Origin of the sequence: Chryseobacterium sp. AG363 (genome assembly GCF_003610675.1) — a bacterium.
GTDB lineage: Bacteria > Bacteroidota > Bacteroidia > Flavobacteriales > Weeksellaceae > Chryseobacterium > Chryseobacterium cucumeris.
Genome location: NZ_RAQF01000002.1, coordinates 1,606,003 through 1,630,271, shown reverse-complemented (window position 1 = coordinate 1,630,271; position 24,269 = coordinate 1,606,003). Strand labels below are relative to the sequence as shown.

Here is a 24,269-nt window from a genome sequence, read left to right as displayed (position 1 = left end):
CGGCATTGTGGCTCATAGCATGATGGATGAGTTTGTGTACATATTGTTCCATTCTGTATACTACATATCATTACGCCTCCTTTAATGGTTTTCAACTCTTTTTTATTAAGTTTTTTACCATTATTTAAATGTTGGTTTCTCATTCGTTTAAGTTTTTTTATGGTTTAGTTTTTTTTTGCTTTTACAATTCAATACCAGGCTGGCATTGAATTTCTGCACAGGCAAAAGAATATTTCTTACAAGTAAGGTCTGGAAGCAAGCACATTTCTTTTCCACCAGTAATTACTCTTAATTGTTTTTTATTCAATTTTTTTCCGTGATTTAAATCTTGATTTTTCATGATGTTTAATTTTTGGTTTAGTGAAGAATTCTATCTTTATGGTTGTGGTCTGCAGATTTTTTGGGCGCATCCCACAGAAATTTTAGTGCAGTTTCTGACATCGTCAGGGGGATAAGTTTCACAAGGAAATTCTGTACATGGTCTTGGTTCCATACAATCTAACATACCTCCTAAAATAGTTTTTAATTGTTTTTTTTCAAGCTTTTTACCTTTGCTTAATTCTACCTTTTTCATAATTTTTTTGTTGATTAAATGATGTTTTATTTATAATTGAGGTCTGCACTCTTTTTGTGCACATTTTGGAGAAATGATTGTGCATCCATATGGATCAGAAGAAGGCTCGCAAGGGGTAGGACAAAGAACCGGTTCCATACAGTTGATAAGACCACCTTTAATGGTTCTTAATTCTTTTTTGTTTAATTTTTTTCCGATTTGATTGATTTGATTTCTCATTGATTTGATTTTTAATGGGTTAGTTGAACGAAAATAATAAAAATAAATGAGTTATATCACTGTATATAGAAAAAAATGAAAAAAATATAATGTTGCATCTGTAATATTGTGATAAATTTTCAATAGAATAAGTGATTCCATTGAAATTTTTAATAAATCCATATGGTGTGTTTTTTTGAAATTTAAAAAAGTCTTGAGATCGGACGAGCAATCTGTAATCATTTCAAAAAAGGTTGATTGATAACTTCGTATATTTGAATTTTACAAATCATCTGCGATGGAAAAAATTGCACATACCTCACTGGAAGATTTTTACAAGGAGATGGCTGCCAAACTGGGCAAGGATCTTGAAAGTATTTTTCCAAAAGGACTTCATAAAGACATTGGTCACTTTAATGTTTTTGATATTGCCCAAACGATAGAAAGAGCTAAGACTACTTCTGAAATGCCTTATAATAGAAGAAAGTACTATAAAATAAGCTTTATAAAAGGAAGAAATAGAGCAGAATACGCAGACAAAGTAATTTCAATAAAGCAAAACGCTCTATTGTTTGCTACACCTAAAGTTCCCTATCACTGGGTTCCTGAAGCCCCGGATCAGTCCGGAAGTTTCTGTGTTTTTACGGAAGATTTTTTTATTAAGGATAAGTCTTATTACAATCTGGAAGATCTTCCTATTTTTCAGCCAGGCGGAGTTCCTGTTTTTGAAATTGATGGTGAGCTTGCAGAAGAGATTGAAAGCCTCTTTAAAAAGATAAAAAAAGAAATAGATTCAGATTATGTCTTTAAATATGATCTGATCAGAAACTATGTTCTGGAGCTGATTCATTATGGGCAGAAATTACAGCCTGCATCCAAAATTTCGGCTTCAAATGATGCATCCATGCGAGTGGTTTCCTTGTTTATAGAGCTGTTGGAAAGGCAGTTCCCTATTGAATCATGGGAACAGAGACTACAATTGAAAACGGCAAAAGATTATGCAGACCGATTGGCTGTTCATGTCAATTACTTAAACAAAAGATTAAAGGAAAGCACCGGAAAGACAACCACAGAATTTATTTCGGACCGGATTATTCAGGAAGCTAAAATACTTTTAAAACAGACAAAATGGAATGTTTCAGAAATATCTTACGCCCTGGGATTTGAAGAGATTGCCCATTTTTCCAATTTTTTTAAAAGGAAAACAACGTTTACTCCATTGGAATTTCGTTCCTGATTTGAATTTTGCAAATTTCAGATTGATTCAAGCAAATACTACAGTCTGAAAATATCCCAACTTTGTATCATCAAAATAATCAAAATACAATGAACACAAAAACAAATATTGCACTGATAACCGGAGGAAGCCGTGGATTAGGGAAAAATTCAGCACTTAAAATTGCTCAAAAAGGATTAGATGTTATTATTACCTACAGAAGCAACAAAGAAGAAGCTGATGCTGTTGTCTCTGAAATCAAATCAATGGGAAGAAATGCTACAGCATTTCAGCTTGATACAAAAGATATTAAAAGCTTTGATGCTTTTGTAAAAAACGTAACAGATCATTTGCAGCAAAATACAGGAAGTACTCACATTGATTACCTGATCAATAATGCAGGAACAGCCTTATATTCCCCGATTACGGAAGTAACGGAAGAACAATTGGACGATGTGGTAGATATTCATTTTAAAGGAGTGTTTTTCCTGACTCAAAAATTATTGCCATTTATCAACGATGGAGGAGGTATTATTAATGTCTCTTCAGGGTTGGCGAGATTTGCAACACCTGGATCCTCTGTTTATGGATCTATAAAAGCTGGAGTAGAAATGCTTACGAAATACATGGCTAAAGAGCTCGGTTCAAGAAAAATTAAAGCCAATGTTGTGGCGCCGGGAGCTATTGAAACAGATTTTGGCGGCGGAAGAGTAAGAGACAATGAAGAGATTAATGCCATGGTAGCAGGTGCAACGGCACTGGGAAGAGTAGGTCTTCCGGATGATATTGGTGGAGTGGTGGCATTCCTGTGTACGGAAGATGCAAGGTGGATCAATGGACAAAGAATAGAAGTTTCAGGAGGAATGTTCCTATAGAACTTTTAAAGGCCAAAAAGCGAAATTTTTAATTTCCTTTTTGGCCTTTTTTATTATCTTTAATCTAGAGATCAGTTTATATGATTAAAGAATTTCTTGATCAGTACCCATACCTTCTGCTGGGACTGGAGGCCCTTTATCTTCTCGGGGTTACTTTCCTTGCGGGTAAGATTATTATGGATACCAGAAATACAAGCAAAACACTGGCTTATCTTCTGCTTATTATTTTTCTTCCGGTGGTGGGTATCATTATTTATTTTGTTTTTGGGGTCAACTTCAGGAAGAATAAATTTTACACCTTCAAAATAGAACGTAATGAGCAGATATATCAGAAAGTACAGCAATATATTGAAGAAACCCATCATAAAACACTGAATGGTCATCAGGAAGAATTGCAGAATTTTCTACTCACAGTTAATTTTCTTTATAATGCCGGAAATGCACCCATTTCTCATGGAAATCATACTGAAGTTCTGATCAATGGTGAGGCTAAATTTGAAAAAGTTTTCGAAGTACTTGAAAAGGCAACCCATCATATCCATCTGGAATATTATATTTATGATAATGATGAAGTAGGGAACAGGCTTGCTGATCTATTGATGAAGAAAGCAAAGCAAGGTGTTAAAATACGTTTTCTTTATGATGATCTGGGAAGTGGGAAATTAGGCCGGAAGTTTTTAAAAGGATTACAGAAAGCTGGGGTAGAAGTATCTCCTGTTAACAAAATTACTTTCAGGCTTCTTGCCAACAGAGTGAATTACAGAGATCACAGAAAGATTATTATTGTAGATGGTACTGAGGTTTTTACAGGTGGCATTAATGTTTCGGATAAATACATCAATCCTAATCCAAAACAGTACTGGAGAGACGTTCACCTTTATATTAAAGGAGAAGCCGCTTTTTATTTTCAATTTTTGTTTTTCAGCAACTGGGTTTTTGCCACTGAAAAATTTCCTGAAATCTCAACGTCTTATTTCGGTTATAAAAAAACAGAAGCAGGAAGTTCCCTCGTTCAGGTTGCTGCAAGTGGACCTGATACCAGGCCTTCTATTATGTTGAGCACCAGTTCGGCAATTCTTTCTGCGAAGAAAAGAGTATATATTGTAACACCTTATTTTATTCCTGTTGAAACGGTATTGAATGCTATAAAGCAGGCTGGTCTTTCGGGAATTGATGTAAGGCTTATGGTGCCAAAATCAGGAGATTCGGTAGTGGTGAATGCCGCTGCCTATTCCTATTATGAAGAACTTCTGGAGAACAAAGTGAGGGTGTTCTTTTACAAGAAAGGGTTTATTCATGCCAAAACAATGATTGTTGATGACCATTTTTCGTCTGTAGGAACAGCGAATATGGATGTCAGAAGTCAGGAACTTAATTTTGAGGTGAATACATTAATCTTTGATGCTGAAATTAATCTTAAACTTAAAAATCTTTTTATTGAGGATATGAATGATTGTGAAGAAATCTTCCTTGATACCTGGAAAAAAAGGTTAAAATTCAAAGTTTTTTTTGAACACCTGGCCAGACTGCTTTCTCCGTTAATTTAAAATTCATCTGTGAATAGAAAATAAAAACTCCGGAAACATTTCCGGAGTTGTATGCATAATCTCTTTGCCTCTTTGTTTTAATCAGGAAGTATTAAATCTTTGATAAATTCTCAAGAGCTTTTTCCAGAGTTTCCTGCTTCTTGGCAAAGCATAACCTGATTACATTCTCATTCAGCTTGTTTTTATAGAAAGAAGAGAAGGGAACGCTGGCCACCTTATGATTGATGGTAAGTTCTGAAGCAAAATCAAAATCATTTTTATCAGAAATCTTATCATATTTCAACGCCTGAAAATAAGTTCCTTCACAATCCATAAGTTCGAATGATGTACCTGCAAGACCTTTTCTCAGAAAGTCTCTTTTTTCCTGGAAAAACTGATTCAGATAAGTATAATGTTCGTCATTCTTCATGTATTCTGCCAAAGCCAGCTGAATAGGAGTGTTTACACAAAAAACATTGAATTGATGCACTTTCCTGAATTCTTCTGTTAAACTTTTAGGTGCTGCACAATAGCCCACTTTCCATCCGGTAACATGGAAAAGTTTCCCAAAAGAGGCTACAAGAAGGCTTCTTTCTTTCAATTCCGGATACTTACAGATGCTTAAGTGCTGTTTTCCATCAAAAACAATATTTTCATACACTTCATCACTCAAAATAAGAATGGAAGTGCCTTTTACCAGATTAATAAGTTCTTGTAAGTCATTTTCTTTCAGGATTTTTCCTGAAGGATTGTTAGGATTATTAAGAATGATCATCCTGGTTTTTTCACTGACAAGATTCTTTACTTCCGCCCAGTTGATTTCATAATCCGGAGCTTTCATTTCAAATCGTTTTACAATACCTCCGAAAAGTTCTACCGTAGGTTCATAACAATCATACGCCGGTTCAAAAATAATCACTTCGTCATCCTTTTTGATAAATGATGCAATAGCCGTGAAAATGGCCTGTGTGCCGCCTGCAGTAACTGTTATTTCAGATTCCGGATGGTAAACTGCCTTATGGCTGTTTTCAATTTTTCGTGCAATTTCTTCCTTTAAGCCAATCATTCCGCCAAGAGGAGCATATTGGTTGAAGCCTTTTTTAATAAAATAATCTACATGATTTAATAATTCTGAATCTGGCATAAAATCAGGAAAGCCTTGAGACAGATTGATGGCTTCATTCTCATTGGCAAGCTGAGTCATCTGGCTGAAAATAGTAGTTCCTACATTGGAAAGTTTTGATAAAGGAAGTTGTATCATAAAAACAGTTTTGTTGACCGAATTTAATGAAATAATTAAAACAGATTGAACTTATAGTAATAAAAATTAGAAAATAGCATTTTTAAAAAGAATAATGAAAAATTTTAAAATTAAATGTCAGTTTCGGAGTATACAACAAATCTAAACATTTGTTTAAATTTCCCTTTTAAATCAATGAAAAGATACTTACATTTGTTAGACCAACAACCATAAAAACAATGACAATGAGGATTACAAAGACAGAGTTTCCTGAAAAGTCTATTTTATCTCAAGGGAAAAAAGATTTTGATTATATGGATAGTTTTGAGGGAGAACTTGCCAATGATGGAGGAAACATCGATATCTCGGAAATAGGAAAAGCTTTCTTTACAAGCGGACCAAAATGGGGAAAGAAAATGTTTGCTTTCAGAAATAAAATAATGGGATTATTCGGATTAAAAACCGGAAATGAAGCAGAAAAGCAACCAAAAGAGAAGGATTTTCAATGTGAAGTAGGAGAGCGTGTAGGGCTTTTTAAGGTGTTTGATAAAACCAACAACGAAATTGTTCTGGGAGAAGATGACAAGCATCTGGATTTCAGAGTTTCTCTTTTCATAGACAAGAATAAAAAAGAGATCAATAAAAACTCCCTTACCATCTCCACTACTGTAAAATTTCATAACTGGCTGGGAGTGCTGTATTTTTTACCCGTTCGGCCTTTCCATAAAATGATTGTGCCAGCGATGCTGAAAAATATGATTGGGCAGCTGGAAAATAAAAGGTAATGTTTGAATCCTTACATGAAGTAGGACTGAAATAAATTAGTTATATAAAACGACCATCCTGTTGTAAGGATGGTCGTTATTTTTAATGGAATAAACTTAATAAAAGCTCAATAATAAATCAATCTGTGCATTGCTTACTCCTGCGGGTCTGTTCGCTTTAAGCTGAGTGCTTAAACTGCTTAATCCATAACAATATTTTAGAAGATTAGTTTCAATATTGGCTAAAGTATAGCCGGTAACCTGATCATTGACTGTTCCCATAGGCTGAGAGCTAAATGACTGTCCCAATTCGTTGAAGTTATCCACTAAGTTAATAAATAAGCTTGTGTAGTCAGAACTTGTATTCAAACTCCAGAACTGATATCCGAAACGATTAGGGAATACAGGTGGATTAGAGGGATTATAATTTGGAGTTCCGTAATTTGCAATACCTCTTTCTCTATATTCTATTCCTGTTACAAACCATTCTACAGCGCATGGCCAACTTTCTTGCAGCATCGAATTAACCTGTGAATACTGAACTGCCCCGGTGTTCATTTTGATAACATGCGAAGTATGGGCAAGTTCATGTACAGTCGTTGAAAAATAATCATCAGACTGATATTCTGTTGTTGACCCAGGTCGGAATCTTGCTATCTTCAGGTAAGGAAAAACCACGTAATTGATTCCCTGCCAATCTTTAGCTGTATTCTTCGCTATAATATGTGAACGGTTTCCACTAGGTCTGACAGGTCTTTGTAAGCCTCCAATATCTTTATAAAAATAACGGTAGGCTGCTCTAAACATATGGCCCTGCATATTTTCATAGCCAGGCATGATGTCATGGCTCCAATGATTACTTTTGATATTATTCCGGCTCACATTGGAAGGGCTAATCTGGTTATCTTTAATTACAAAATGCTTTCTATCCATATGCAGCTTGAAGTCTACTTTTTTGTTGTTTGGGAAAGGTGTACCGTCCAGTCCGTACTGGCCATTTGCATTGGTGATTCCTTCTCTTGTTCTCAAACCCCTTTTAGCGGTAACTTTGGCGCCTTCAAAAGGGATCAGTGTATTTAACCTTGTATCAAAGATTCGAATGGTACCATATATTGGGGCACCACCTCCGCCTCCTCCGGGATTCGGGTTTGGATTGGGATACCATTGCCCGGGTTCTCCTATATTATCCCAGGGCTTATAGTCGCTAGGCTCCCAAGGAGTGAAACCGGATATGTTTTCTGCTCTATTGACCAGACTATAGACGAATTTATAATTCATATTACCAGTGCCTAAGAGTTCAATATCCTCTTCAGGAAGGTACACCTCCTGAAGAATTTCATAGCTAATACCGGCAGGTAAGGCTGTTTCATTCCTCACAGTTGCATATTGCGGTGTAGGCTGGTCGGCCGGAACATCAGGATCGTGATAGAATTTACCGACCACCAATACTTCTTTATCAAGTGGATAATCATAAAGAATAAGATCGGATTGCTGTAGTGTTTCCAGTTCATCTTCCGTTGCCGGATTGAATTTAATGTATTTGTGTGTAGAGCGAATATTTACAGCTGTTAATGATCTGTTGCCTTCTGCTTTTGGCTCAGCCAGCAATGATTTGTAAGCAGTCATCATGTTTTCAATTGTGTATGGAATAGGAAGCTGTTCTCCTAATACGGTGGGTTCTCCTTCTTCCGCATATTTTGTTTCATCCTCTGAAGTGAGATCCCTGTTCATGAGTTGGGAATTGGAAGCTTCAGTTTCATATTGTTCTATCACATCAGAACAGGATACGGATAAAAGAGAAACCAAAGCCATGTAGAATACTATTTTTTTCATGTTTTAATTTTTAGTTTTTATATTATTTTCTGGTCCGGAATAAGACTGTTCCGAAACTTTTTCTTTTAAAAACCACATTCCAATCGGTAGACTGGAATGTATTTTTAAAATCATTATTATTTAGGCTCAATCCATGGTAATCCATTCCATGGCATGGTATAAATAAAGGGAAGACCTCCGATAGGTTGCGGATTAGACGCAATAGGAGGCTGGGGTTGAGGGATTGTTCCAGGGTTACTTGGGGTAATAAACGCTGTTCCTCCGGCAATGGATCCCATTTGATTTCTCTTGAGTACTTTTCTAGTGATTTTCATGATAATTTTTTTTTGTTTAACATGACGAAAGTAGAGAAGAGCCTTAACAAAAAACAGCTCCAACTAATAAGTGCGGAGGTTGAATAAGTAAGTGCGAAAGAAAATATTTTTATTCGGGTTTTCCTATGGTGGAAAGGAAGTCATTCTTCTTGCGGTAGGAGACATCCAGAACGGATCCATCGCTCATTACTACCTGTCCGCCTCTGCCTTTAATATATTCCTGAAGATGGTTAATATTAATAAGATGCTTATGATGTATTCTGAAAAAATGGTGTTCCATCAGAATGGGTTCAAACTCATGAAGCGTTCTGGATACCATTATTTTTGATTTATCAGCAAGATAAAAAAGAGTATAGCTTGAATCTGCTTCACAGCGGATGATATTGGATATTTCTACCAACTTAAATCCCTGAAGAGTAGAAAGAACGATTTTGTTATCTTTAAGAAGAGGATGATTAGGAGTCTGTATTTTTTTGATATTGTCCAGGGCTTTATTGACAGCAATAATAAAATCTATTTTTTTTATAGGCTTTAAAAGGTAATCTGTAGCCCCGTTTTTAATCGCCTGAATAGCAAAATTTTCGTGTGCTGTGATGAAAATAATCTGAGAATGGACTTCATTAAACTTTGACAGTAAATCGAAAGTGGTTCCGTCACCCAACTGAATGTCCAGAAACAGAATTTCAGGAGAGTTTTTGATAAGATAAATATAAGCCTCTTCAACGGAGGAAGCCTGGAATTCTATGTTGATTTCAGGAAATTCATTTCCCATAAGTAATGCAATATAATCTCTACCATCTTGTTCATCATCAACAATGCATGCCTGTATTTTATTTCTCATAAGGTTGTATATAAAGTTTAATTTGTGTCCCCTGTCTGTTGTTTTCCGGAAACGCATTGATTTCTAAAAATATATTGGTATCAAAAAGCTGTTTGAAAGTCTCAATTCTTTTATGAGAAAGTTTTACCCCAAAGGAGTTGTCTTTTTTCAAAGATTCCTGATTGGAAATTCCTATACCATTATCTTCAATGGTGATGCGTAAAGAAACATTCGTATAATCAAAGCTGATAAGAATTTCTCCTTTTCTGTCCTTTAAGCCTGAAATGCCATGTTTTATTGCATTTTCCACAAAAGGCTGGATCAGTAAAGAAGGAATCGTCCAGTTTTGATCTACCTGTTCAGAAATAATAATTTTATAACCAAAAAGATCTTTTACACGGAGCTTTTCCATATCAAGATACAATGTGAGATATTCTACTTCATCTTTTATAGGCATGAAGGTTTTTTCTGAATAATAAAGCGTTTTTCGGATCATCTTGGCAAAAATATCCAGATAGTTTTCTGTTTCGAGGTAATCTTTTTTATACAATAAAAATTGGATGGAATTGAGACAGTTATAAATAAAATGAGGGTTGATCTGAGCCTTAATAGCCTGGAGTTCAAGTTCGGCAATCTTCTTTTCATACTCCATTTTTTCCATTTTCTTATTCTTTTTTTTGTGCAGATAAGAAGAGATGATCATCAAGAGAGTTCCGATGATGACGATGGCCAATATCAACCTGAACCACCATGTCTGCCAGAATAGAGGTTTTATATGAAAAGTGAGATCGGAAGAAGCGTAGGATTGTTTTCCGTTATATCCCAAACCATAAACCCGGAAGGTATATTTACCTGGGGGAATAGAGTTGAAGATGACTTTAGAAGAATTATTGATCTGCCACGAGTTATTAAGGCCTTCCAGCTTATATTTATAGCTTATTTTTCCCAGTGAGGGATAATCAAGAAAGCTGAGATTGAAAATAACAGTATTGTGGGGATAAGCAGTCAGGCTTTTCTGCAGGTCGTAATGCTCATTATTTTCAATAGATACCGAATTAATGACGACCTTTTTATGAATGAATTTTTCCTGTGTCAGTAGTTTTTTGATGGAAAATATTCCAAGTCCTTTAGAAGTTCCAATGAATATGGTATCATTTTTTATTGCACAGCCGGCCACTGCATCAGAGGGAAGCCCGTCTGTCTGGGTGAAGTTACTGATATGTTGATTTTTTGCTGTCAGTTCAACTCTGGATATCCCGGAATTGGTGCTTGCCCAGAACGTATTGTTATTTTCTACTTCTATTTTTTTAACCTGGTCATTGATTAATCCATCATTTTTCCCGATTTTTCTTATAATTCCTTGAGTATTAAAAAGAATAATCCCGTTGAGGTTAGTAGCTCCCAAATAGGTGTGATCATCTAATTTTTTAATGTCCGTAAAATAATATCCTTTCAAGAATAAAGTCTTTTTTCGGGTTCTGATATTGTATTTGTACAGATCGCTGAAGCTGCCGGTAAACAGATTCTCTTTGTCGTAAGGGAAAACGGTGTACACCCGTTCCGGAAAAAGGGTAGTTGTTTTTTTACTTTTTAAACTGTAGGTCAATAAACCTCCAGATGTACAGAAAAATAAGGAATCCTGGGTGTAAGGGACAATGTTTTTTAAGGAACAGTATATTTTGTTAGAAGTATTATTGGCTATATCATGAACAATCACTTTACCTGATAAACCGAAAATGGAAATATTCCCTTTTAAATAAACAGAGATGTTTTCATCTTTATCACCTTTATCAAGGATGATATTTTTTATCCTATTGTCTTTGCTGATAAGAGCTCCGGCAGATTGATTGTAGCCGAGAATAATATTTCCGTTATCTTTTGCAATGGCTTTTATATAATCAGAATTACTTTTTACAGGCAAATTGATATGATTGGCAAAAAGGGATTTTGAGATGAAAAATACACCATTATTCCTTGAATTGAACCATACGTTATCGTCCTTGTCTACCAGAACATTATTGATCACATAGCGTTCCAGTATTTTGATGGGAGTACCAAGGTTTCTCTTCTTTTCAGTAAGTGATTGGTTGAAATATAAAACCCCTCCATTACTTATATTCAGCCACAGTTTATTGTTTTTATCAATAAGTCCGTAGAAAACATTCTCTTGTGGGCTGCAATCGTAAGAACTGATCTTTTTTATACCTGAAGGAGCAGAAAGCTGATACACTTCAATTGTATTTTTATTTAAGAAGACAAAAAGATCATCTTTTTCACAGATCATGCTTCCGGTTCCTGCTTTCAAATGCTGCTTTTTTCCGGTAATGATGTTGTAGACAAGTATATCTTCCTGATGAGGATCATGCAAATAGAGATTGTAGGTGTGTGGTTCAAACCTGAGCGTTGCAAAATATCTTTTCCCGTACTCTAATGGGATAGGGATTTTTTTAACTTTTCCATTTTCATAGATGAAAATATTCTGAGGATTTAAATTGCCATAAAGATAAAGCCGGTTTCCATCACGGGTAACTTTCGGAATTGAGCTTGAAAATTGATTTTTTACGTACTCATTAATATTCAGATTGATAACGCGGCTGTTTTTTAAATAAGCAAAATCATTCAGAAAGGGAAGAATGAATACCTCTCCGTTGGGCAAAGGTTCACAGGAGATAATATCAATATTCTTTAACCCTTCTTTCTTACCGTATTGTTTAAATTCTTTTCCGTCAAATCTGAATAAACCATTATCGCTGCCTATCCAGATGAAACCATTTTTATCTTGTCTCAGATGATACGTATAAGAACAATTTAATCCTTCCTCATCGCTATAGTTCACCATCCCGGGGATCTGTGAAGGAAATAATGAGGGAAAGAATAAAATTACAGATAATGTGAGGAAAGTAAATATATTTTTCACATGATAATGATAATTTCGTAAATATATAATTTGATTAAGAATAATACAATGGTTGTAGTAGAATATTGAAAAAAAACAAGAGGAAAAAAATTCGGATAATTTTGGACAATTTTGTACTTTTGTATGTTTGCTGAAATCATATATGTCACAAGAAATAAATCCAACCTACTCCGAAGATAATATCAGAACCCTCGATTGGCAGGAACACATCCGTTTACGCCCCGGTATGTACATCGGGAAGCTCGGTGACGGTTCTTCCGCTGATGATGGTATTTATATCCTGTTAAAAGAAATCCTTGATAACTCTATTGATGAATTCAGGATGAGATCAGGGAAAAGAATTGAAATAAAACTGGACGATGGCAAAGTTACCATCCGTGACTTTGGACGTGGAATTCCACTAGGGAAAGTGGTAGACGCTGTCTCAAAAATGAATACTGGTGGTAAGTACGACAGTAAAGCGTTTAAAAAATCTGTAGGTTTGAATGGGGTTGGTACTAAAGCGGTAAATGCCCTGTCAGATTACTTCAGAGTTCGTTCTTTCCGTGATGGAAAAATGAAAGTTGCTGAATTCTCCCGTGGAATGATTACAGAAAACTTTGATGAGAAAGAAACCTCAGACAGAAACGGTACTGAAATTTCTTTTATTCCTGACGGAGAAATCTTCCTGCATTTCAAATACAGGAAAGAGTATATTGAAAGAATGCTCCGTAACTATGCTTACCTGAATCCAGGACTTAAAATTCTTTTCAACGGAGAAACCTATTATTCTGAAAACGGTCTTAAAGACTTATTGGAAGAAGAACTGGAAAGCGATATCCTTTATCCGATCGTCCATTTAAAGGATGATGATATTGAGGTGGCGATTACCCATTCTGACAAATCACAGACAGAAACCTATTTCTCATTCGTAAACGGACAGAATACAACACAGGGAGGAACACACCTTAATGCATTCCGTGAAGCGTATGTGAAAACAATTCGTGAATTTTTCAATAAAAGTTTTGATGCTTCTGATATCAGAAAGTCTATCATTGCTGCCATCTCGATCAATGTAGAAGAACCTGTTTTTGAATCCCAGACCAAAACAAAATTAGGATCTAATGACATGGGACCGAACGGACCTACCGTAAGGACATTCATTATTGATTTCCTGAAGAGTAAACTGGACAATTTCCTGCACAAAAATCCGGAAATAGCAGAAGCAATTCAGAGAAAAATATTAATTTCCGAAAGAGAAAGAAAAGAACTTTCCGGAATTCAGAAACTGGCCAGAGAAAGAGCAAAAAAAGTATCTCTTCACAATAAAAAACTTCGTGACTGCAGACAGCATTATAACGATCAGAAAGCCGAAAGAAAAGGAGATACGCAGATCTTCATTACCGAAGGAGATTCCGCATCAGGATCTATCACAAAATCCAGAGATGTAGAAACTCAGGCCGTATTTTCACTGAAGGGTAAACCACTGAACTGTTATGGTCTTACCAAGAAAGTGGTGTATGAAAATGAAGAATTTAACCTTCTTCAGGCCGCTTTAAATATTGAAGAAAGTCTGGAAGACCTGAGATACAATCAGGTAATTATTGCTACCGATGCCGATGTGGATGGGATGCACATCCGCTTGCTGATGATTACTTTCTTCCTGCAGTTCTTCCCGGATCTGATTAAAAACGGACACCTGTATATACTTCAGACTCCGTTATTCAGAGTAAGGAATAAAAAAGAAACAAGATATTGTTATACTGAAACAGAAAGAATAAAAGCCTTAAACGAACTGGGGAAAAATCCTGAAATCACCCGATTTAAAGGATTGGGAGAAATTTCTCCGGACGAATTTAAGCACTTCATTGGTAAAGATATCCGTTTAGAACCTGTAGTAGTGGGAAAAGACCAGACGATTGATCAGCTTCTGGAATTCTACATGGGGAAAAATACACCGGACAGACAAACCTTCATCTTAGAAAACCTAGTAGTGGAAGATGATACTGATATTGATAAAAAAGAAATACTGAATGAAGTAGAAAATTAAAAAAAAACTTATAACTTAAAAAACTGATTGTAAGAGCTATTGCAGACTGGAAAAAAAGCACAATTTTGGATGAAGTAGGAAATTATAATACTTACACAGCCAAAAAAATAAAATGAGACTAAGTAACCGTAATAAAGCATCAGTTTATAACTCTTTGAGTACACTGCTTTTAATGATTGCAGTGTTTGGGATAACTGTATTTGCAGCCAATGAATACAGATTTCATGCGATGGATAAAGAAAGTTATTTATTAATTATTATTCCTGTGTTGCTGCTGATTGTCTTTTATATCAGCGGAAGACAGATTTTTGAATACGACAGTGATGGAGAAGCTTTGAATTTTAAAAACAGGAATGTTATTCCTTTTTTAAATAAACCTCTTCATGACGAATTTCCAAAATACAAACTGATAAAATATGATGTGGTCAGTATTTTCTTTTTCAAAAGATTATACATTACCGTTTCCAGTAAAAATAATGGTTCTACCATACTCAAATACCAGATCTCTTATTTGAGCAACAAAGAAGTAAACGATTTAAAACTCTCTCTGAACAAAGTAGTGAAAGCTAATAAAGAGAAAAAAGATAAAACAGATGACGACAGAAGAATATTCGCATGAGGGTGAAAGCTTAAAAAAAGTTTCCGGGCTGTATAAAGACTGGTTTCTTGATTATGCTTCCTATGTAATTCTGGATAGAGCGATCCCTTCAATATATGACGGTTTAAAACCTGTTCAACGAAGAATTATGCACTCCATGCGGGAGCTGGAAGACGGCCGTTACAATAAAGTGGCCAATATTGTGGGAAATACCATGAAATATCACCCACACGGTGATGCTTCCATTACAGATGCCATGGTACAGATTGGGCAGAAAGAACTGTTAATAGATACTCAGGGAAACTGGGGAAATATTTATACAGGTGACTCTGCAGCTGCTGCGAGATATATTGAAGCAAGACTGACACCTTTTGCCCTGGAAGTAGTCTTTAATCCTAAAACTACAGATTGGACAAAGTCTTATGACGGAAGAAACAATGAACCTATTGATTTACCGGTAAAATTTCCCTTGCTTCTTGCACAGGGAGTAGAAGGTATTGGAGTAGGGCTTTCCACAAAAATACTTCCTCATAACTTTAATGAACTTATCAATGCCTCTGTAGCTTACTTAAAAGGTAAAAAATTTGAACTGTTTCCGGACTTTTTAACTGCCGGTTATCTTGACGTTTCCGAATATAACGATGGTCACAGAGGAGGAAAAGTAAGAGCAAGAGCCAAAATTACCCAGACGGATAAGCATACATTAGTCATTTCTGAACTTCCTTATTCCAAAACAACAACGGACCTTATTGACTCTATTCTGAAAGCCAATGAGAAAGGGAAGATCAAAATCAAAAAGATTGAGGACAATACTTCAGATAAAGTAGAAATCCTGATTCATATTCATAATGATGTTTCACCGGATAAGACTATTGATGCGCTGTATGCATTTACAGACTGTCAGGTGACAATCTCTCCGAATGCCTGTGTGATTGTAGGTGACAAACCAATGTTTCTTACAGTATCCGATATTTTAAAAACGAATACAGATCATACCGTTTCATTACTGAAGAAAGAGTTGGAAATTGAGCTTCATGAACTGCAGGAAAGCTGGCACTTCTCTTCATTGGAAAGAATTTTCATCGAGAACAGGATTTATCATGATATTGAAGAAGTGAAAACCTGGGAAGATGTATTAAAGACCATTGATGCAGGATTAAAACCTCATACCAAACATCTTTTAAGAACCGTTACAGAAGAGGATATTTTAAAACTGACCGAGATCAGAATCAAGAGAATTTCAAGATTTGATTTAGATAAATTTAAAGAAAATATTGCATCGCTGGAAGGTAAAATAGAACAGGTAAAATATAATCTGGCTAACCTGATTGCTTATGCTATTGATTATTATTTAAATATTCAGAAAAAATACGGTAAAGACAAACAAAGAAAGACCGAGCTTAGAATCTTTGATACGATTGATGCAACAAAAGTAGCCGTAGCCAATGAAAAATTCTATGCGAATTTCGAAGAAGGTTTCATCGGAACATCCCTGAAGAAAGACCAGTATTTGTTTGACTGTTCCGACATTGATGATATCATCACATTCAGAAAAGACGGAAGTATGAAGGTAGTAAAAGTGGAAGCAAAAACTTTCATTGGTAAAGACATTCTTCATGTTGCCGTTTGGAAGAAAAACGATAAGAGAACCGTCTATAATATGATCTATCGTGAAGGAAGGGAAGGACCTTATTATATGAAACGATTCTCTGTAACCGGAGTAACCCGAAATACAGATTACCCGTTAGCTTCAGATAAAAAAGGATCAGAAACATTATATTTCTCAGCCAATCCTAATGGAGAAGCAGAAACCGTAACTGTGCTTTTAAAACCTAACCCTAGAATCAGAAAAAACAAAATGGAGATCAATTTCTCCGATCTTGCCATTAAAGGGCGTGATTCCAAAGGAAATCTGGTGACTAAGTACGCTGTAAAGAAAGTAGATATGAAGGAAGAAGGAGTTTCTACGCTCGCTCCCAGAAAAATCTGGTTTGATGATACGGTAAGAAGACTAAATGCCGATGCAAGAGGTACATTATTGGGAAGTTTCAAGGGAGATGATAAAATCCTGACCATCAATACCAATGGTGAAGTAAAGCTGGTGTCTTTTGACTTGGGTAATCGTTTTGATGATGAATATCTGGTGTTGGAAAAATGGAGACCTGCACAGCCGATTACCTGTATCTATTACGACGGAGAAAAAGATATTTATTTCATTAAGAGATTCTTACTGGAAAATACAGTGAATGTACAGACTTTCATGCCTTCTGAACACCCGAAATCATTCATCGAAAATGTAATTGTTGCCAACGATGTTACTGCAGAAATTATTTTTGCAAAAGATAAAGGGAAAGAACGCGATCCGGAAACTATTAATATTGATGAGTTTATTGCGGTAAAAGGAATAAAAGCTATTGGAAACCAGTTTACGAAATTCAAAGTAAAAGCCATCAATATTACCATTCCTGAACCTGTAGAAGAAGAGCCTGAAGTATACGAAGATCCGGAACCAACAGGCGAAACGGATGAAGATGGAGGAATTATTGGAGATTTGTTCCAGGGTGACGGAAATAATGAAAATGAATAGACTAAACTAAGATGTCTGTTCAGATATAACATAAAAAGAACACAATGGATATAGTTGTTATCATTATTATTGCAGCCACATGTATTTTTAGTTACATGGGGTTCAATAATACAGCATTATTTGAGAAATATAAATTCAATGTCGGAGCGATTGCGAATCGTAAAGAATATGTAAGACTTATCAGTTCTGCGTTTTTGCATGCAGACTTTATGCACTTATTTTTTAATATGCTTTCTCTGTATTTTTTCCAGGGAGTCGTTATTAGTTTCTTTGGAGAAATAGGATTTTTGATTCTATATTTCGGATCAATGATTCTGGGGAATTTATTCAGCTTACAGATTTATAAAAACCAACCTTGGTATTCAGCAATTGGAGCATCAGGTGCGGTTTCGGGAATCATTTTTGCTTCCATAGCCATGGCTCCGAATGAGATCAGTGTCAACTTCTTACCAGGATGGTTATTTGGAACACTATATTTCGGGTACTCAGTATACATGATGCTTAATCCTAAGCAGTGGGATAATCTTGGGCATGCTGCTCACCTTGGAGGAGCGTTTTTCGGATTGGTGTACTCTATTGTCATGCATCCGCAGCTGGCCATGAGCAATATCCTTTTCTTAGGAATCATGTCACTTCCACTTATCTATTTAGGATATGAAATTTTTGTAAGGAAGCGAATAGGATAAAAGACTATTTTTAATCAAAATATCAAAACCAATGAACACATCAGAGTTAAACAGTTTCATCGTGATACTTATCTATGGTTCATTGGTTTTGCTTTCTCTGTTAAAGCTTGCCAACCCTTTAAAAGTAAACCATAAAGCTAATTTCTGGTTCGGGATATTTCTCTTTCTGTGGTCTACTTTTTGGCTGGATGAAGTACTGTTTCTCATCACCGGTTCAATCATTGAGTTTCATTCCTTGTTTTGGGTTAGACTTATTCAGTTTTTTACCCCTATTGTTTTTTACTTTAGTGTGCTGTTTTATACCAATCCTTCCTTTACTTTTAAACTTACAGTTGTTAAGTTTTTAATCCTTCCGGCTGCTTTTCTGGTTTGTCTTATATTGATCAAACTGGGATATAAAAAGCCATTTCAATATCTCAGTATAATTCTGATCCTGATTCAGGCCCTCTTCTATACGGCTCTTTCCTATATTACCATCAGGAAACATCAGAAAAAGATCCAGCAGTTTTCTTCCAATACCGAAGGAATCAATCTGAACTGGCTGGAATATATTATTCTTGTACTTCTTATTGTGAATATCATCTACGTGATTTATAATCTGTTCTATGATCCGAAATCACTGAATTTCTTTATCAATGCCGTCTTTTTGTCGGTTATTTACTGTGTAGGATATTATTCTCTGAAACAGAAGGAAATTTATCCTTTAGAAGAAAAACAAAGACATGAACTGATCTCTATGGACGAAAATTCGGATCCGGAAGAAGTTAAAAGAAAACTTATTTCTGATGAAGAATTAGTAAGGATTAAAACTTCACTGGAAGGGATTATGGACTTACAAAAGCCGTATCTTGACAGCGAACTTAACCTGATCAAACTGGCTGAAATGCTTTCCGTTTCTACCCATCATCTTTCTTATGTCATCAACACAGGCTTTGGAAAAAACTTCTTCCAATATGTGAATGAATATAGAGTGGATTATGCCAAAAAACTGCTGAAAGAAACCAATAGTAAATTATCCATTTTGGGAATTGCCTACGAATCCGGATTCAATTCTAAGACCTCTTTTAATACAACTTTTAAAAAAGTGACCGGACAAACACCTTCTGAATTCAGAAAATAAGTTCAGGTTTATAAACTCTTACTTTTTATTTGTTTTAAATTTTTGATTTTCAGTGATTTATTTATTTCAGCTTCCCGTTCTTAAAATCAGTTCGTTCAGATAATCCGGAACATTCAGACATCCCCCTTACGATAGCTTTGTACCATACAATTTAAACTTATGGATACCAAAGAATCATATGCAGTCGTCACGGGAGCAAGCCAGGGACTTGGAAAATCATTTGCTGAAAATCTTGCAAAACAAAAAATCAATGTCATTCTTATAAGTCTTCCGGATCAGAATCTCAAAGAATTATCTGTAAAGCTCGAGAAACAGTATGATATAAAAGCTCGTTACTATGAAACAGACCTTTCTGTGCATGAAAATGTAATGAAGCTTACAGAATGGCTCAACTGTTCTTTTGATGTTCATATTCTGATAAATAATGCAGGGCTTGGAGGAACGAAAAAATTTACGGAAGCTTCTTCGGATTATATCAACACGATTTTACAGGTAAATGTAGCGGCCACCTCACTGATGACACATCAGCTGCTTCCTAACCTTTTAAAACAACCCAAAGCCTATATACTGAATGTGTCAAGTATGGCTGCTTTTTCTCCCATTGGTTTTAAAACTGTATATCCTGCTTCTAAAAGCTTTATTCATTCATTTTCAAGAGGACTGCATGAAGAATTGAAAGATACCAATGTTTTTGTAAGCGTTGTTAATCCGGGAGCAATGAAAACCAATAAAGATGTTTGTGAAAGAATAGAAAAACAAGGTTTTATGGGAAGATTAACACTTTTGAATCCTGATAAGGTAGCTTCATACTGCATCCGGCAATTATTTAAAAAAGATTCCGTAATTATGGTGAACCCAATCAGCTGGCTGGTGATGAAAATTTTACCCATGTGGATCAAGTTACCATTAATGACCCAGGCCATAAAAAGAGAAATCGAAGCATGAAAAAAGTGTGTGTAACCGGAGCAACAGGGCTTCTGGGAACTAATGTTATCCTTAAATTATTACAAAATGGTTATTCTGTTACTGCTCTGGTGCGCCAAAAAAGCAGCTGGCTGGGCGAAGAAAACGAAAATCTGAAGCTTGTGGAAGCAGACCTTCTGTGCGATATTTCAGTGTACCTGACCGATATGGACTGTATTATTCATGTGGCGGCAGAAACACGCCAGAATCTTATCCGCTATGATGAATACAGAAAAGTGAATTACGAAGCTGTTGTGAATCTGTTTACCCATGCAGAATTGATGGGCGTAAAAAAGTTTTTGTTTGTGAGTACAGCCAATACCTTAGGATTTGGAAACACTGCATTTCTAGGAAGTGAAAAAGCACCCCAAATCTATCCTTTTACCCATTCTTTGTATGCACAAAGTAAGCTGGAAGCGGAAGAATATCTTTTAAAAAATAGTAAGAATACGGATGTTATCATTGTTAATCCCACCTTTATGATCGGAGCATATGACAGCAAGCCAAGTTCCGGGAAAATCATCTTCTGGGTATGGAAGAAAAAACTGATTTTTTATCCGAAAGGAGGGAAGAACTTTGTGCATGTGGAAGATGCAGCCAACGGAGTAGTAAATGCCGTTGAAAAAGGAAAGAATGGCGAAAAATATCTTCTAGCTAATGAAAACTTAAGCTACAGAGAGTTTTTTAAGAAAGTGAACCGGATTACCAGGCAAAATCCAATCATGATCCCAATTCCCAACAAACTTTTAAGTTTCCTTGGATTAATTGGTGATGTTTTGAGAAAATTTAAAATTAAAACAGATCTGAGTTCTTCCAATATGAAAGCTCTGCAGATTAGTAATTATTATTCTAATCAGAAATCAATAGAAGAGTTGGGAGTTCAATACCAGCCTATTGATAAAGCGATCAAAGATGCTGTTCAGTATTTTATTGAAAATCCTGTTAAAAATAAAAAAACCAGCTCCTAAAAGCTGGTTTATCCAATTATCTTGTGATTTTCTGAGTTACATTTTTATTGGAAATAACACAGGCTTTGCTGCAGTTATTGGCACTTGAAATATTAACCTGTACCAATGCCGGCAATGACCTGTACTCTTCCTTGTTGTAAGGCGCTTCAGTACCACTGCTTCCACCTCCTTTAATATCATATTGTACCTGGGCTACTCCTGTGAATCCTGCCGCAGGTTTGAAAGAGAGTGCTCCGGTAGTAGGGAAATAGGTCCATGTTCCCTGACTGTTGGTATAAACCCCTCCTGTGATATTAGGAATTACAGCTCCATTGTTATCCAGAAAACGGAATGAATTAAAATCAAGGTTGTTATACGAAAGGGTTGGCGGGTTTTGTCCACTTGCAGACGAATAAGCTGCATCATTAAGTAAAGGGTAGTAGATTGACTTTATCCCCGGGCAACCTGCAAACAAATCATCTGTTACTTCAGCAGCATAAGGTCTTGTAACCCCTAAATTTTTCAGTAAATGTATATTTTTAGCAGCTCCGGTAGATGCTGCAAATCCAATTCTGAAAGTAGAAGGAGGCGAAGTATCCAGAGTCCTTACCGTAGTGTTGGAAATAGTAGTCTCGGTATATTTCAGTGAAGTAGGGTAGTAATAATTGTCAATCACCTTTTCTTTCACCGTTCCGTGCTGGATTTCCAAGGTTATATTATAACCGCCTGCCGGATTGGGAACAAGGGTAACATATGCTTTCCGGAATCTTGCATCATTTTCATTCTGAGGAATTGTAGTTCCGCCACTTTCAATGCTGAACTGTTGAAGTGCTGTATTTTTAATACCTATATATTTTCCTGTTGCCGTATCCAGATAAGCAGATCTGTTGCTGCTGGATGGTAAAGCATTGGTTGCGATACTGTAAAGCAGCGGATAACCGTTATATCCTGCGGGCTCAGCTGAAGACAGATACTGGTTTCCACGTTTTCCTCTTAAAGAGACATTGCTTCGTCCATCGGCTAGGCCTACTCCAAATATTCCGTTTCTAACCCTTTCACCTTGGTTAAAGCTTGTCTTAAAATTTCCGAATTCATCCAGACCTATTCCCAGATAGCCTCCTCTCAGTCCTTCCGTAGATTCTCCACCACGTACAAAACTATATCCTAATCCTCCACCAAAATATCCGAGATTAAGCTGGTCTTTCGGAATAGATCCATCTACCAGGAATATGGAAATTCCATCTCCTCCGTTGGTATTTCCTCCATAAATGGCAAATTCAAACTCGAACTTGATTCCCTGGTCACTTTTGAAAATTTTATCAGCAAGTATCACTCCTCCTGAAATATTATTGACACTTCGGGTAAGTCTTAATCCGTCCGTAGTAAAGGTAGCGTCATTCTGAACACCGCTGGTAGCCACCTTATAGGCTTCCTGAGGCTGTAATCCCTGTGTGAAATTAACAAAGTACGGATAACCGGTTCCCTGTTCATTTTGTGCCTGAATATTTTGTGAGAAAATAAATAAGGAAAAAATAAACAGATATCTTTTGTATCGAAAAATTGAGCTGTTTTTTATCATCACTCAATTATTTAACAACGAAAACAATATTGATAAAAGAACAGTCTGTTGCTGCAGCTTTTACATCATAAGTCATTACTCCATCATCAGAAATAGAAATATTACTGAATACATTAGGATCTGCATCTGTTACATAATAGTAAAGATCTTTACTGGATGGGAAAAAAGGAATTGAAGCGGGAGCACTGGTACTCTTTGCTTTTGGAGATCCAAACTGAGTTTTATACAATGTATATAAATCTTTGGTTCGACCATTGGCTGTTGTGGAAGTGTCAAAAGAAACACTAGGCATATAAAACATTTTTACGGCATTGCTGCTGATACAAAGCCAATCCGGTTTGAGAGGAGTACCGATATTCTGGCTTAAACATTTCTTATCTGTATCGTAGATAAGAAGCGAGTTGGCAGGATTGGCAATAGCATCTCTTTGTACTGTAGTCAGTCTGGGTATCAGCATACCTTTATTTTGGCTGTAAACATCCAGAATTGCACTTTGATCAGGTGTGGCTATGTTAATCCCTACTTGAGCGAAAGAAAATGAACTGGCGAAAATGATTGGTAGAAATAATTTTTTAATCATGATGTCTTAATAATTTTTTATCTGTGTGTATGTTTTTTTGGGGAAAGAATATTTTTAGGCTTAATTCTACAAAGGCAATAGTTATTACTGACACATTCATTAAAACAATGAATTGTTCTGCTCAAATAATAGCCAAATGAGACCTTTTGTTCAAAAGCTCACCAACAGATATAGCAAGTAATACTTCATAAAGAAATATCTTATGCCCACCTGAGCGGTTAGTCGAAAAAATAAATTGATTATGTAGCCGTATAAGCTCTTAAATAAGTAAGATTCATATTCCCTCGTGTTTTTTGCAAATATACAAAGAAATATTCATGTGTTTGTGTTTATAGAATTAATTCTAAACTTCTCTTAATAATTAACATATTTTGGTTTAAATTTTTACATAATTTACAAATCAATAAGATGGTTTTTATTATGCAAATCTTTCTATTCTACTAAGAAATCTTAAAATATGATGATATTGAGGTGTAGATATTTTAAAATAACGAAAAATATTAGTATTTTTAATATTAAAGGATTGAGAAAGACTCTACTTTGAAAAATTATTCAATGCATCATTCAGAGTGCTTACAAAATTAACATGTCCTGTTTTATTACTTTCAAAAATAAAATCCTTCATGCTCTTACTTTCATGTTTACTGAAATCACCTATAATAGCTAATCCTATACGATAGTTTGAGAACTTTTGAAGAATCTCTCCCGCCATTTTTGTTTTTAAATCAAAGAATTCAGAGGTAATGTTTTTTTCATGAAGAATAACTTTATCAAACCCTTGATAATAGATATCTCCCATAAGATCCAGTCCGTCCTGTGCAGACTGGATAATGATGTCATCAGAAATAATTTCTGCAATTTTTATCGTGTTGATTTCGTGTGATTTGATGAACATGGTATGGG

Annotated in this window: 22 protein-coding genes; 11 read left to right on the top strand and 11 right to left on the bottom strand. The window is 35.7% G+C overall.

Annotated elements, in window-relative coordinates; translation table 11 throughout:
• Positions 1-181 precede the first annotated feature (181 nt).
• Genes DEU39_RS24320 through DEU39_RS07345 form a run of 3 tightly spaced genes read right to left on the bottom strand, consistent with a single transcriptional unit; the run spans position 182 to position 793 of the window.
• Entirely contained in the window at positions 182-340 is a 159-nt protein-coding gene (locus tag DEU39_RS24320) for a hypothetical protein (RefSeq protein WP_167348781.1), read from the bottom strand.
• Positions 341-376: 36 nt separating this feature from the next.
• Complete coding sequence (locus tag DEU39_RS07350; RefSeq protein ID WP_062675157.1) at positions 377-574, bottom strand: hypothetical protein; 198 nt, start codon at positions 572-574, stop codon at positions 377-379.
• 30 nt (positions 575-604) lie between these two features.
• Positions 605-793 (bottom strand): hypothetical protein, encoded by a 189-nt coding sequence (locus DEU39_RS07345; RefSeq protein WP_120231446.1) that lies wholly within the window; start codon positions 791-793, stop codon positions 605-607.
• A gap of 277 nt (positions 794-1,070) precedes the next feature.
• Here DEU39_RS07345 and DEU39_RS07340 point away from each other — a divergent pair, with 277 nt between their 5' ends.
• The 3 genes from DEU39_RS07340 (at position 1,071) to cls (ending at position 4,410) form a co-directional block, all read left to right on the top strand.
• Positions 1,071-2,009, top strand: coding sequence for a helix-turn-helix domain-containing protein (locus tag DEU39_RS07340; protein WP_062675155.1), 939 nt, complete (start codon positions 1,071-1,073; stop codon positions 2,007-2,009).
• An 89-nt stretch (positions 2,010-2,098) separates the two neighbouring features.
• A complete protein-coding gene (locus DEU39_RS07335; RefSeq protein ID WP_120231445.1) occupies positions 2,099-2,863 on the top strand; it encodes an SDR family NAD(P)-dependent oxidoreductase in 765 nt (254 codons plus the stop codon).
• A gap of 80 nt (positions 2,864-2,943) precedes the next feature.
• Positions 2,944-4,410, top strand: a complete 1,467-nt coding sequence (gene cls, locus DEU39_RS07330; protein ID WP_120231444.1) for a cardiolipin synthase — start codon at positions 2,944-2,946, stop codon at positions 4,408-4,410.
• Between the two features lie 91 nt (positions 4,411-4,501).
• On the opposite strand, the gene DEU39_RS07325 is transcribed toward cls, so the two are convergent.
• The gene (locus DEU39_RS07325; RefSeq protein WP_120231443.1) at positions 4,502-5,650 is read right to left on the bottom strand and encodes a methionine aminotransferase; all 1,149 of its coding nucleotides are present in this window, start codon (positions 5,648-5,650) and stop codon (positions 4,502-4,504) included.
• A 224-nt stretch (positions 5,651-5,874) separates the two neighbouring features.
• On the opposite strand from DEU39_RS07325, the gene DEU39_RS07320 reads away from it, so the two are divergent.
• The gene (locus DEU39_RS07320; RefSeq protein WP_120231442.1) at positions 5,875-6,414 is read left to right on the top strand and encodes a DUF2867 domain-containing protein; all 540 of its coding nucleotides are present in this window, start codon (positions 5,875-5,877) and stop codon (positions 6,412-6,414) included.
• A gap of 96 nt (positions 6,415-6,510) precedes the next feature.
• On the opposite strand, the gene DEU39_RS07315 is transcribed toward DEU39_RS07320, so the two are convergent.
• The 4 genes from DEU39_RS07315 to DEU39_RS07300 form a co-directional block, all read right to left on the bottom strand.
• Positions 6,511-8,226 (bottom strand): hypothetical protein, encoded by a 1,716-nt coding sequence (locus DEU39_RS07315; RefSeq protein ID WP_120231441.1) that lies wholly within the window; start codon positions 8,224-8,226, stop codon positions 6,511-6,513.
• A 116-nt stretch (positions 8,227-8,342) separates the two neighbouring features.
• Positions 8,343-8,540 (bottom strand): hypothetical protein, encoded by a 198-nt coding sequence (locus DEU39_RS07310; RefSeq protein ID WP_147367561.1) that lies wholly within the window; start codon positions 8,538-8,540, stop codon positions 8,343-8,345.
• A gap of 109 nt (positions 8,541-8,649) precedes the next feature.
• A complete protein-coding gene (locus DEU39_RS07305; RefSeq protein WP_183037387.1) occupies positions 8,650-9,381 on the bottom strand; it encodes a LytR/AlgR family response regulator transcription factor in 732 nt (243 codons plus the stop codon).
• Positions 9,371-12,277 carry a histidine kinase gene (locus tag DEU39_RS07300; protein ID WP_120231438.1) on the bottom strand — a complete coding sequence of 969 codons (2,907 nt, stop codon included), beginning with the start codon at positions 12,275-12,277 and terminating at the stop codon, positions 9,371-9,373. The genes DEU39_RS07305 and DEU39_RS07300 overlap by 11 nt, the downstream gene beginning before the upstream one ends.
• A 142-nt stretch (positions 12,278-12,419) precedes the next feature.
• Between DEU39_RS07300 and DEU39_RS07295 the strand changes: the two genes are divergently transcribed.
• The 7 genes from DEU39_RS07295 (at position 12,420) to DEU39_RS07265 (ending at position 21,228) form a co-directional block, all read left to right on the top strand.
• On the top strand, positions 12,420-14,306 hold the full coding sequence (locus DEU39_RS07295; RefSeq protein ID WP_062675146.1) for a DNA topoisomerase IV subunit B: 1,887 nt from the start codon (positions 12,420-12,422) through the stop codon (positions 14,304-14,306).
• A 112-nt stretch (positions 14,307-14,418) separates the two neighbouring features.
• Positions 14,419-14,925 (top strand): hypothetical protein, encoded by a 507-nt coding sequence (locus DEU39_RS07290; RefSeq protein WP_065119656.1) that lies wholly within the window; start codon positions 14,419-14,421, stop codon positions 14,923-14,925.
• The gene (locus tag DEU39_RS07285; RefSeq protein ID WP_120231437.1) at positions 14,900-17,491 is read left to right on the top strand and encodes a DNA gyrase/topoisomerase IV subunit A; all 2,592 of its coding nucleotides are present in this window, start codon (positions 14,900-14,902) and stop codon (positions 17,489-17,491) included. The genes DEU39_RS07290 and DEU39_RS07285 overlap by 26 nt, the downstream gene beginning before the upstream one ends.
• A gap of 44 nt (positions 17,492-17,535) precedes the next feature.
• A complete protein-coding gene (locus DEU39_RS07280; protein ID WP_034696498.1) occupies positions 17,536-18,177 on the top strand; it encodes a rhomboid family intramembrane serine protease in 642 nt (213 codons plus the stop codon).
• 31 nt (positions 18,178-18,208) lie between these two features.
• Entirely contained in the window at positions 18,209-19,297 is a 1,089-nt protein-coding gene (locus DEU39_RS07275) for a helix-turn-helix domain-containing protein (RefSeq protein WP_120231436.1), read from the top strand.
• Between the two features lie 159 nt (positions 19,298-19,456).
• Positions 19,457-20,242, top strand: coding sequence for an SDR family NAD(P)-dependent oxidoreductase (locus DEU39_RS07270; protein WP_120231435.1), 786 nt, complete (start codon positions 19,457-19,459; stop codon positions 20,240-20,242).
• Positions 20,239-21,228 (top strand): NAD-dependent epimerase/dehydratase family protein, encoded by a 990-nt coding sequence (locus DEU39_RS07265; RefSeq protein WP_120231434.1) that lies wholly within the window; start codon positions 20,239-20,241, stop codon positions 21,226-21,228. Before DEU39_RS07270 ends, DEU39_RS07265 begins: the two co-directional genes overlap by 4 nt.
• 16 nt (positions 21,229-21,244) lie before the next feature.
• Here DEU39_RS07265 and DEU39_RS07260 read toward each other — a convergent pair whose 3' ends face one another.
• The 3 genes from DEU39_RS07260 to DEU39_RS07250 form a co-directional block, all read right to left on the bottom strand.
• A complete protein-coding gene (locus DEU39_RS07260; RefSeq protein WP_228436690.1) occupies positions 21,245-22,786 on the bottom strand; it encodes a lectin-like domain-containing protein in 1,542 nt (513 codons plus the stop codon).
• Between the two features lie 7 nt (positions 22,787-22,793).
• Entirely contained in the window at positions 22,794-23,366 is a 573-nt protein-coding gene (locus DEU39_RS07255; RefSeq protein WP_062675138.1) for a hypothetical protein, read from the bottom strand.
• 535 nt (positions 23,367-23,901) lie between these two features.
• Positions 23,902-24,261, bottom strand: coding sequence for a DUF4180 domain-containing protein (locus DEU39_RS07250; protein ID WP_062675137.1), 360 nt, complete (start codon positions 24,259-24,261; stop codon positions 23,902-23,904).
• Positions 24,262-24,269: the final 8 nt, after the last annotated feature.

Excerpts from the sequence above, each read along its gene's own strand:
- DEU39_RS07265 (WP_120231434.1), top strand. The coding sequence starts at position 20,239 with ATGAAAAAAGTGTGTGTAACCGGAGCAACAGGGCTTCTGGGAACTAAT.
- DEU39_RS07260 (WP_228436690.1), bottom strand. The coding sequence starts at position 22,786 with ATGATAAAAAACAGCTCAATTTTTCGATACAAAAGATATCTGTTTATT.
- DEU39_RS24320 (WP_167348781.1), bottom strand. The coding sequence starts at position 340 with ATGAAAAATCAAGATTTAAATCACGGAAAAAAATTGAATAAAAAACAA.
- DEU39_RS07295 (WP_062675146.1), top strand. The coding sequence starts at position 12,420 with ATGTCACAAGAAATAAATCCAACCTACTCCGAAGATAATATCAGAACC.
- DEU39_RS07350 (WP_062675157.1), bottom strand. The coding sequence starts at position 574 with ATGAAAAAGGTAGAATTAAGCAAAGGTAAAAAGCTTGAAAAAAAACAA.
- DEU39_RS07250 (WP_062675137.1), bottom strand. The coding sequence starts at position 24,261 with ATGTTCATCAAATCACACGAAATCAACACGATAAAAATTGCAGAAATT.
- DEU39_RS07270 (WP_120231435.1), top strand. The coding sequence starts at position 19,457 with ATGGATACCAAAGAATCATATGCAGTCGTCACGGGAGCAAGCCAGGGA.
- DEU39_RS07345 (WP_120231446.1), bottom strand. The coding sequence starts at position 793 with ATGAGAAATCAAATCAATCAAATCGGAAAAAAATTAAACAAAAAAGAA.
- DEU39_RS07305 (WP_183037387.1), bottom strand. The coding sequence starts at position 9,381 with ATGAGAAATAAAATACAGGCATGCATTGTTGATGATGAACAAGATGGT.
- DEU39_RS07280 (WP_034696498.1), top strand. The coding sequence starts at position 17,536 with ATGGATATAGTTGTTATCATTATTATTGCAGCCACATGTATTTTTAGT.
- DEU39_RS07285 (WP_120231437.1), top strand. The coding sequence starts at position 14,900 with ATGACGACAGAAGAATATTCGCATGAGGGTGAAAGCTTAAAAAAAGTT.
- DEU39_RS07315 (WP_120231441.1), bottom strand. The coding sequence starts at position 8,226 with ATGAAAAAAATAGTATTCTACATGGCTTTGGTTTCTCTTTTATCCGTA.
- DEU39_RS07290 (WP_065119656.1), top strand. The coding sequence starts at position 14,419 with ATGAGACTAAGTAACCGTAATAAAGCATCAGTTTATAACTCTTTGAGT.
- DEU39_RS07310 (WP_147367561.1), bottom strand. The coding sequence starts at position 8,540 with ATGAAAATCACTAGAAAAGTACTCAAGAGAAATCAAATGGGATCCATT.
- DEU39_RS07255 (WP_062675138.1), bottom strand. The coding sequence starts at position 23,366 with ATGATTAAAAAATTATTTCTACCAATCATTTTCGCCAGTTCATTTTCT.
- DEU39_RS07340 (WP_062675155.1), top strand. The coding sequence starts at position 1,071 with ATGGAAAAAATTGCACATACCTCACTGGAAGATTTTTACAAGGAGATG.
- cls (WP_120231444.1), top strand. The coding sequence starts at position 2,944 with ATGATTAAAGAATTTCTTGATCAGTACCCATACCTTCTGCTGGGACTG.
- DEU39_RS07275 (WP_120231436.1), top strand. The coding sequence starts at position 18,209 with ATGAACACATCAGAGTTAAACAGTTTCATCGTGATACTTATCTATGGT.
- DEU39_RS07335 (WP_120231445.1), top strand. The coding sequence starts at position 2,099 with ATGAACACAAAAACAAATATTGCACTGATAACCGGAGGAAGCCGTGGA.
- DEU39_RS07325 (WP_120231443.1), bottom strand. The coding sequence starts at position 5,650 with ATGATACAACTTCCTTTATCAAAACTTTCCAATGTAGGAACTACTATT.
- DEU39_RS07320 (WP_120231442.1), top strand. The coding sequence starts at position 5,875 with ATGAGGATTACAAAGACAGAGTTTCCTGAAAAGTCTATTTTATCTCAA.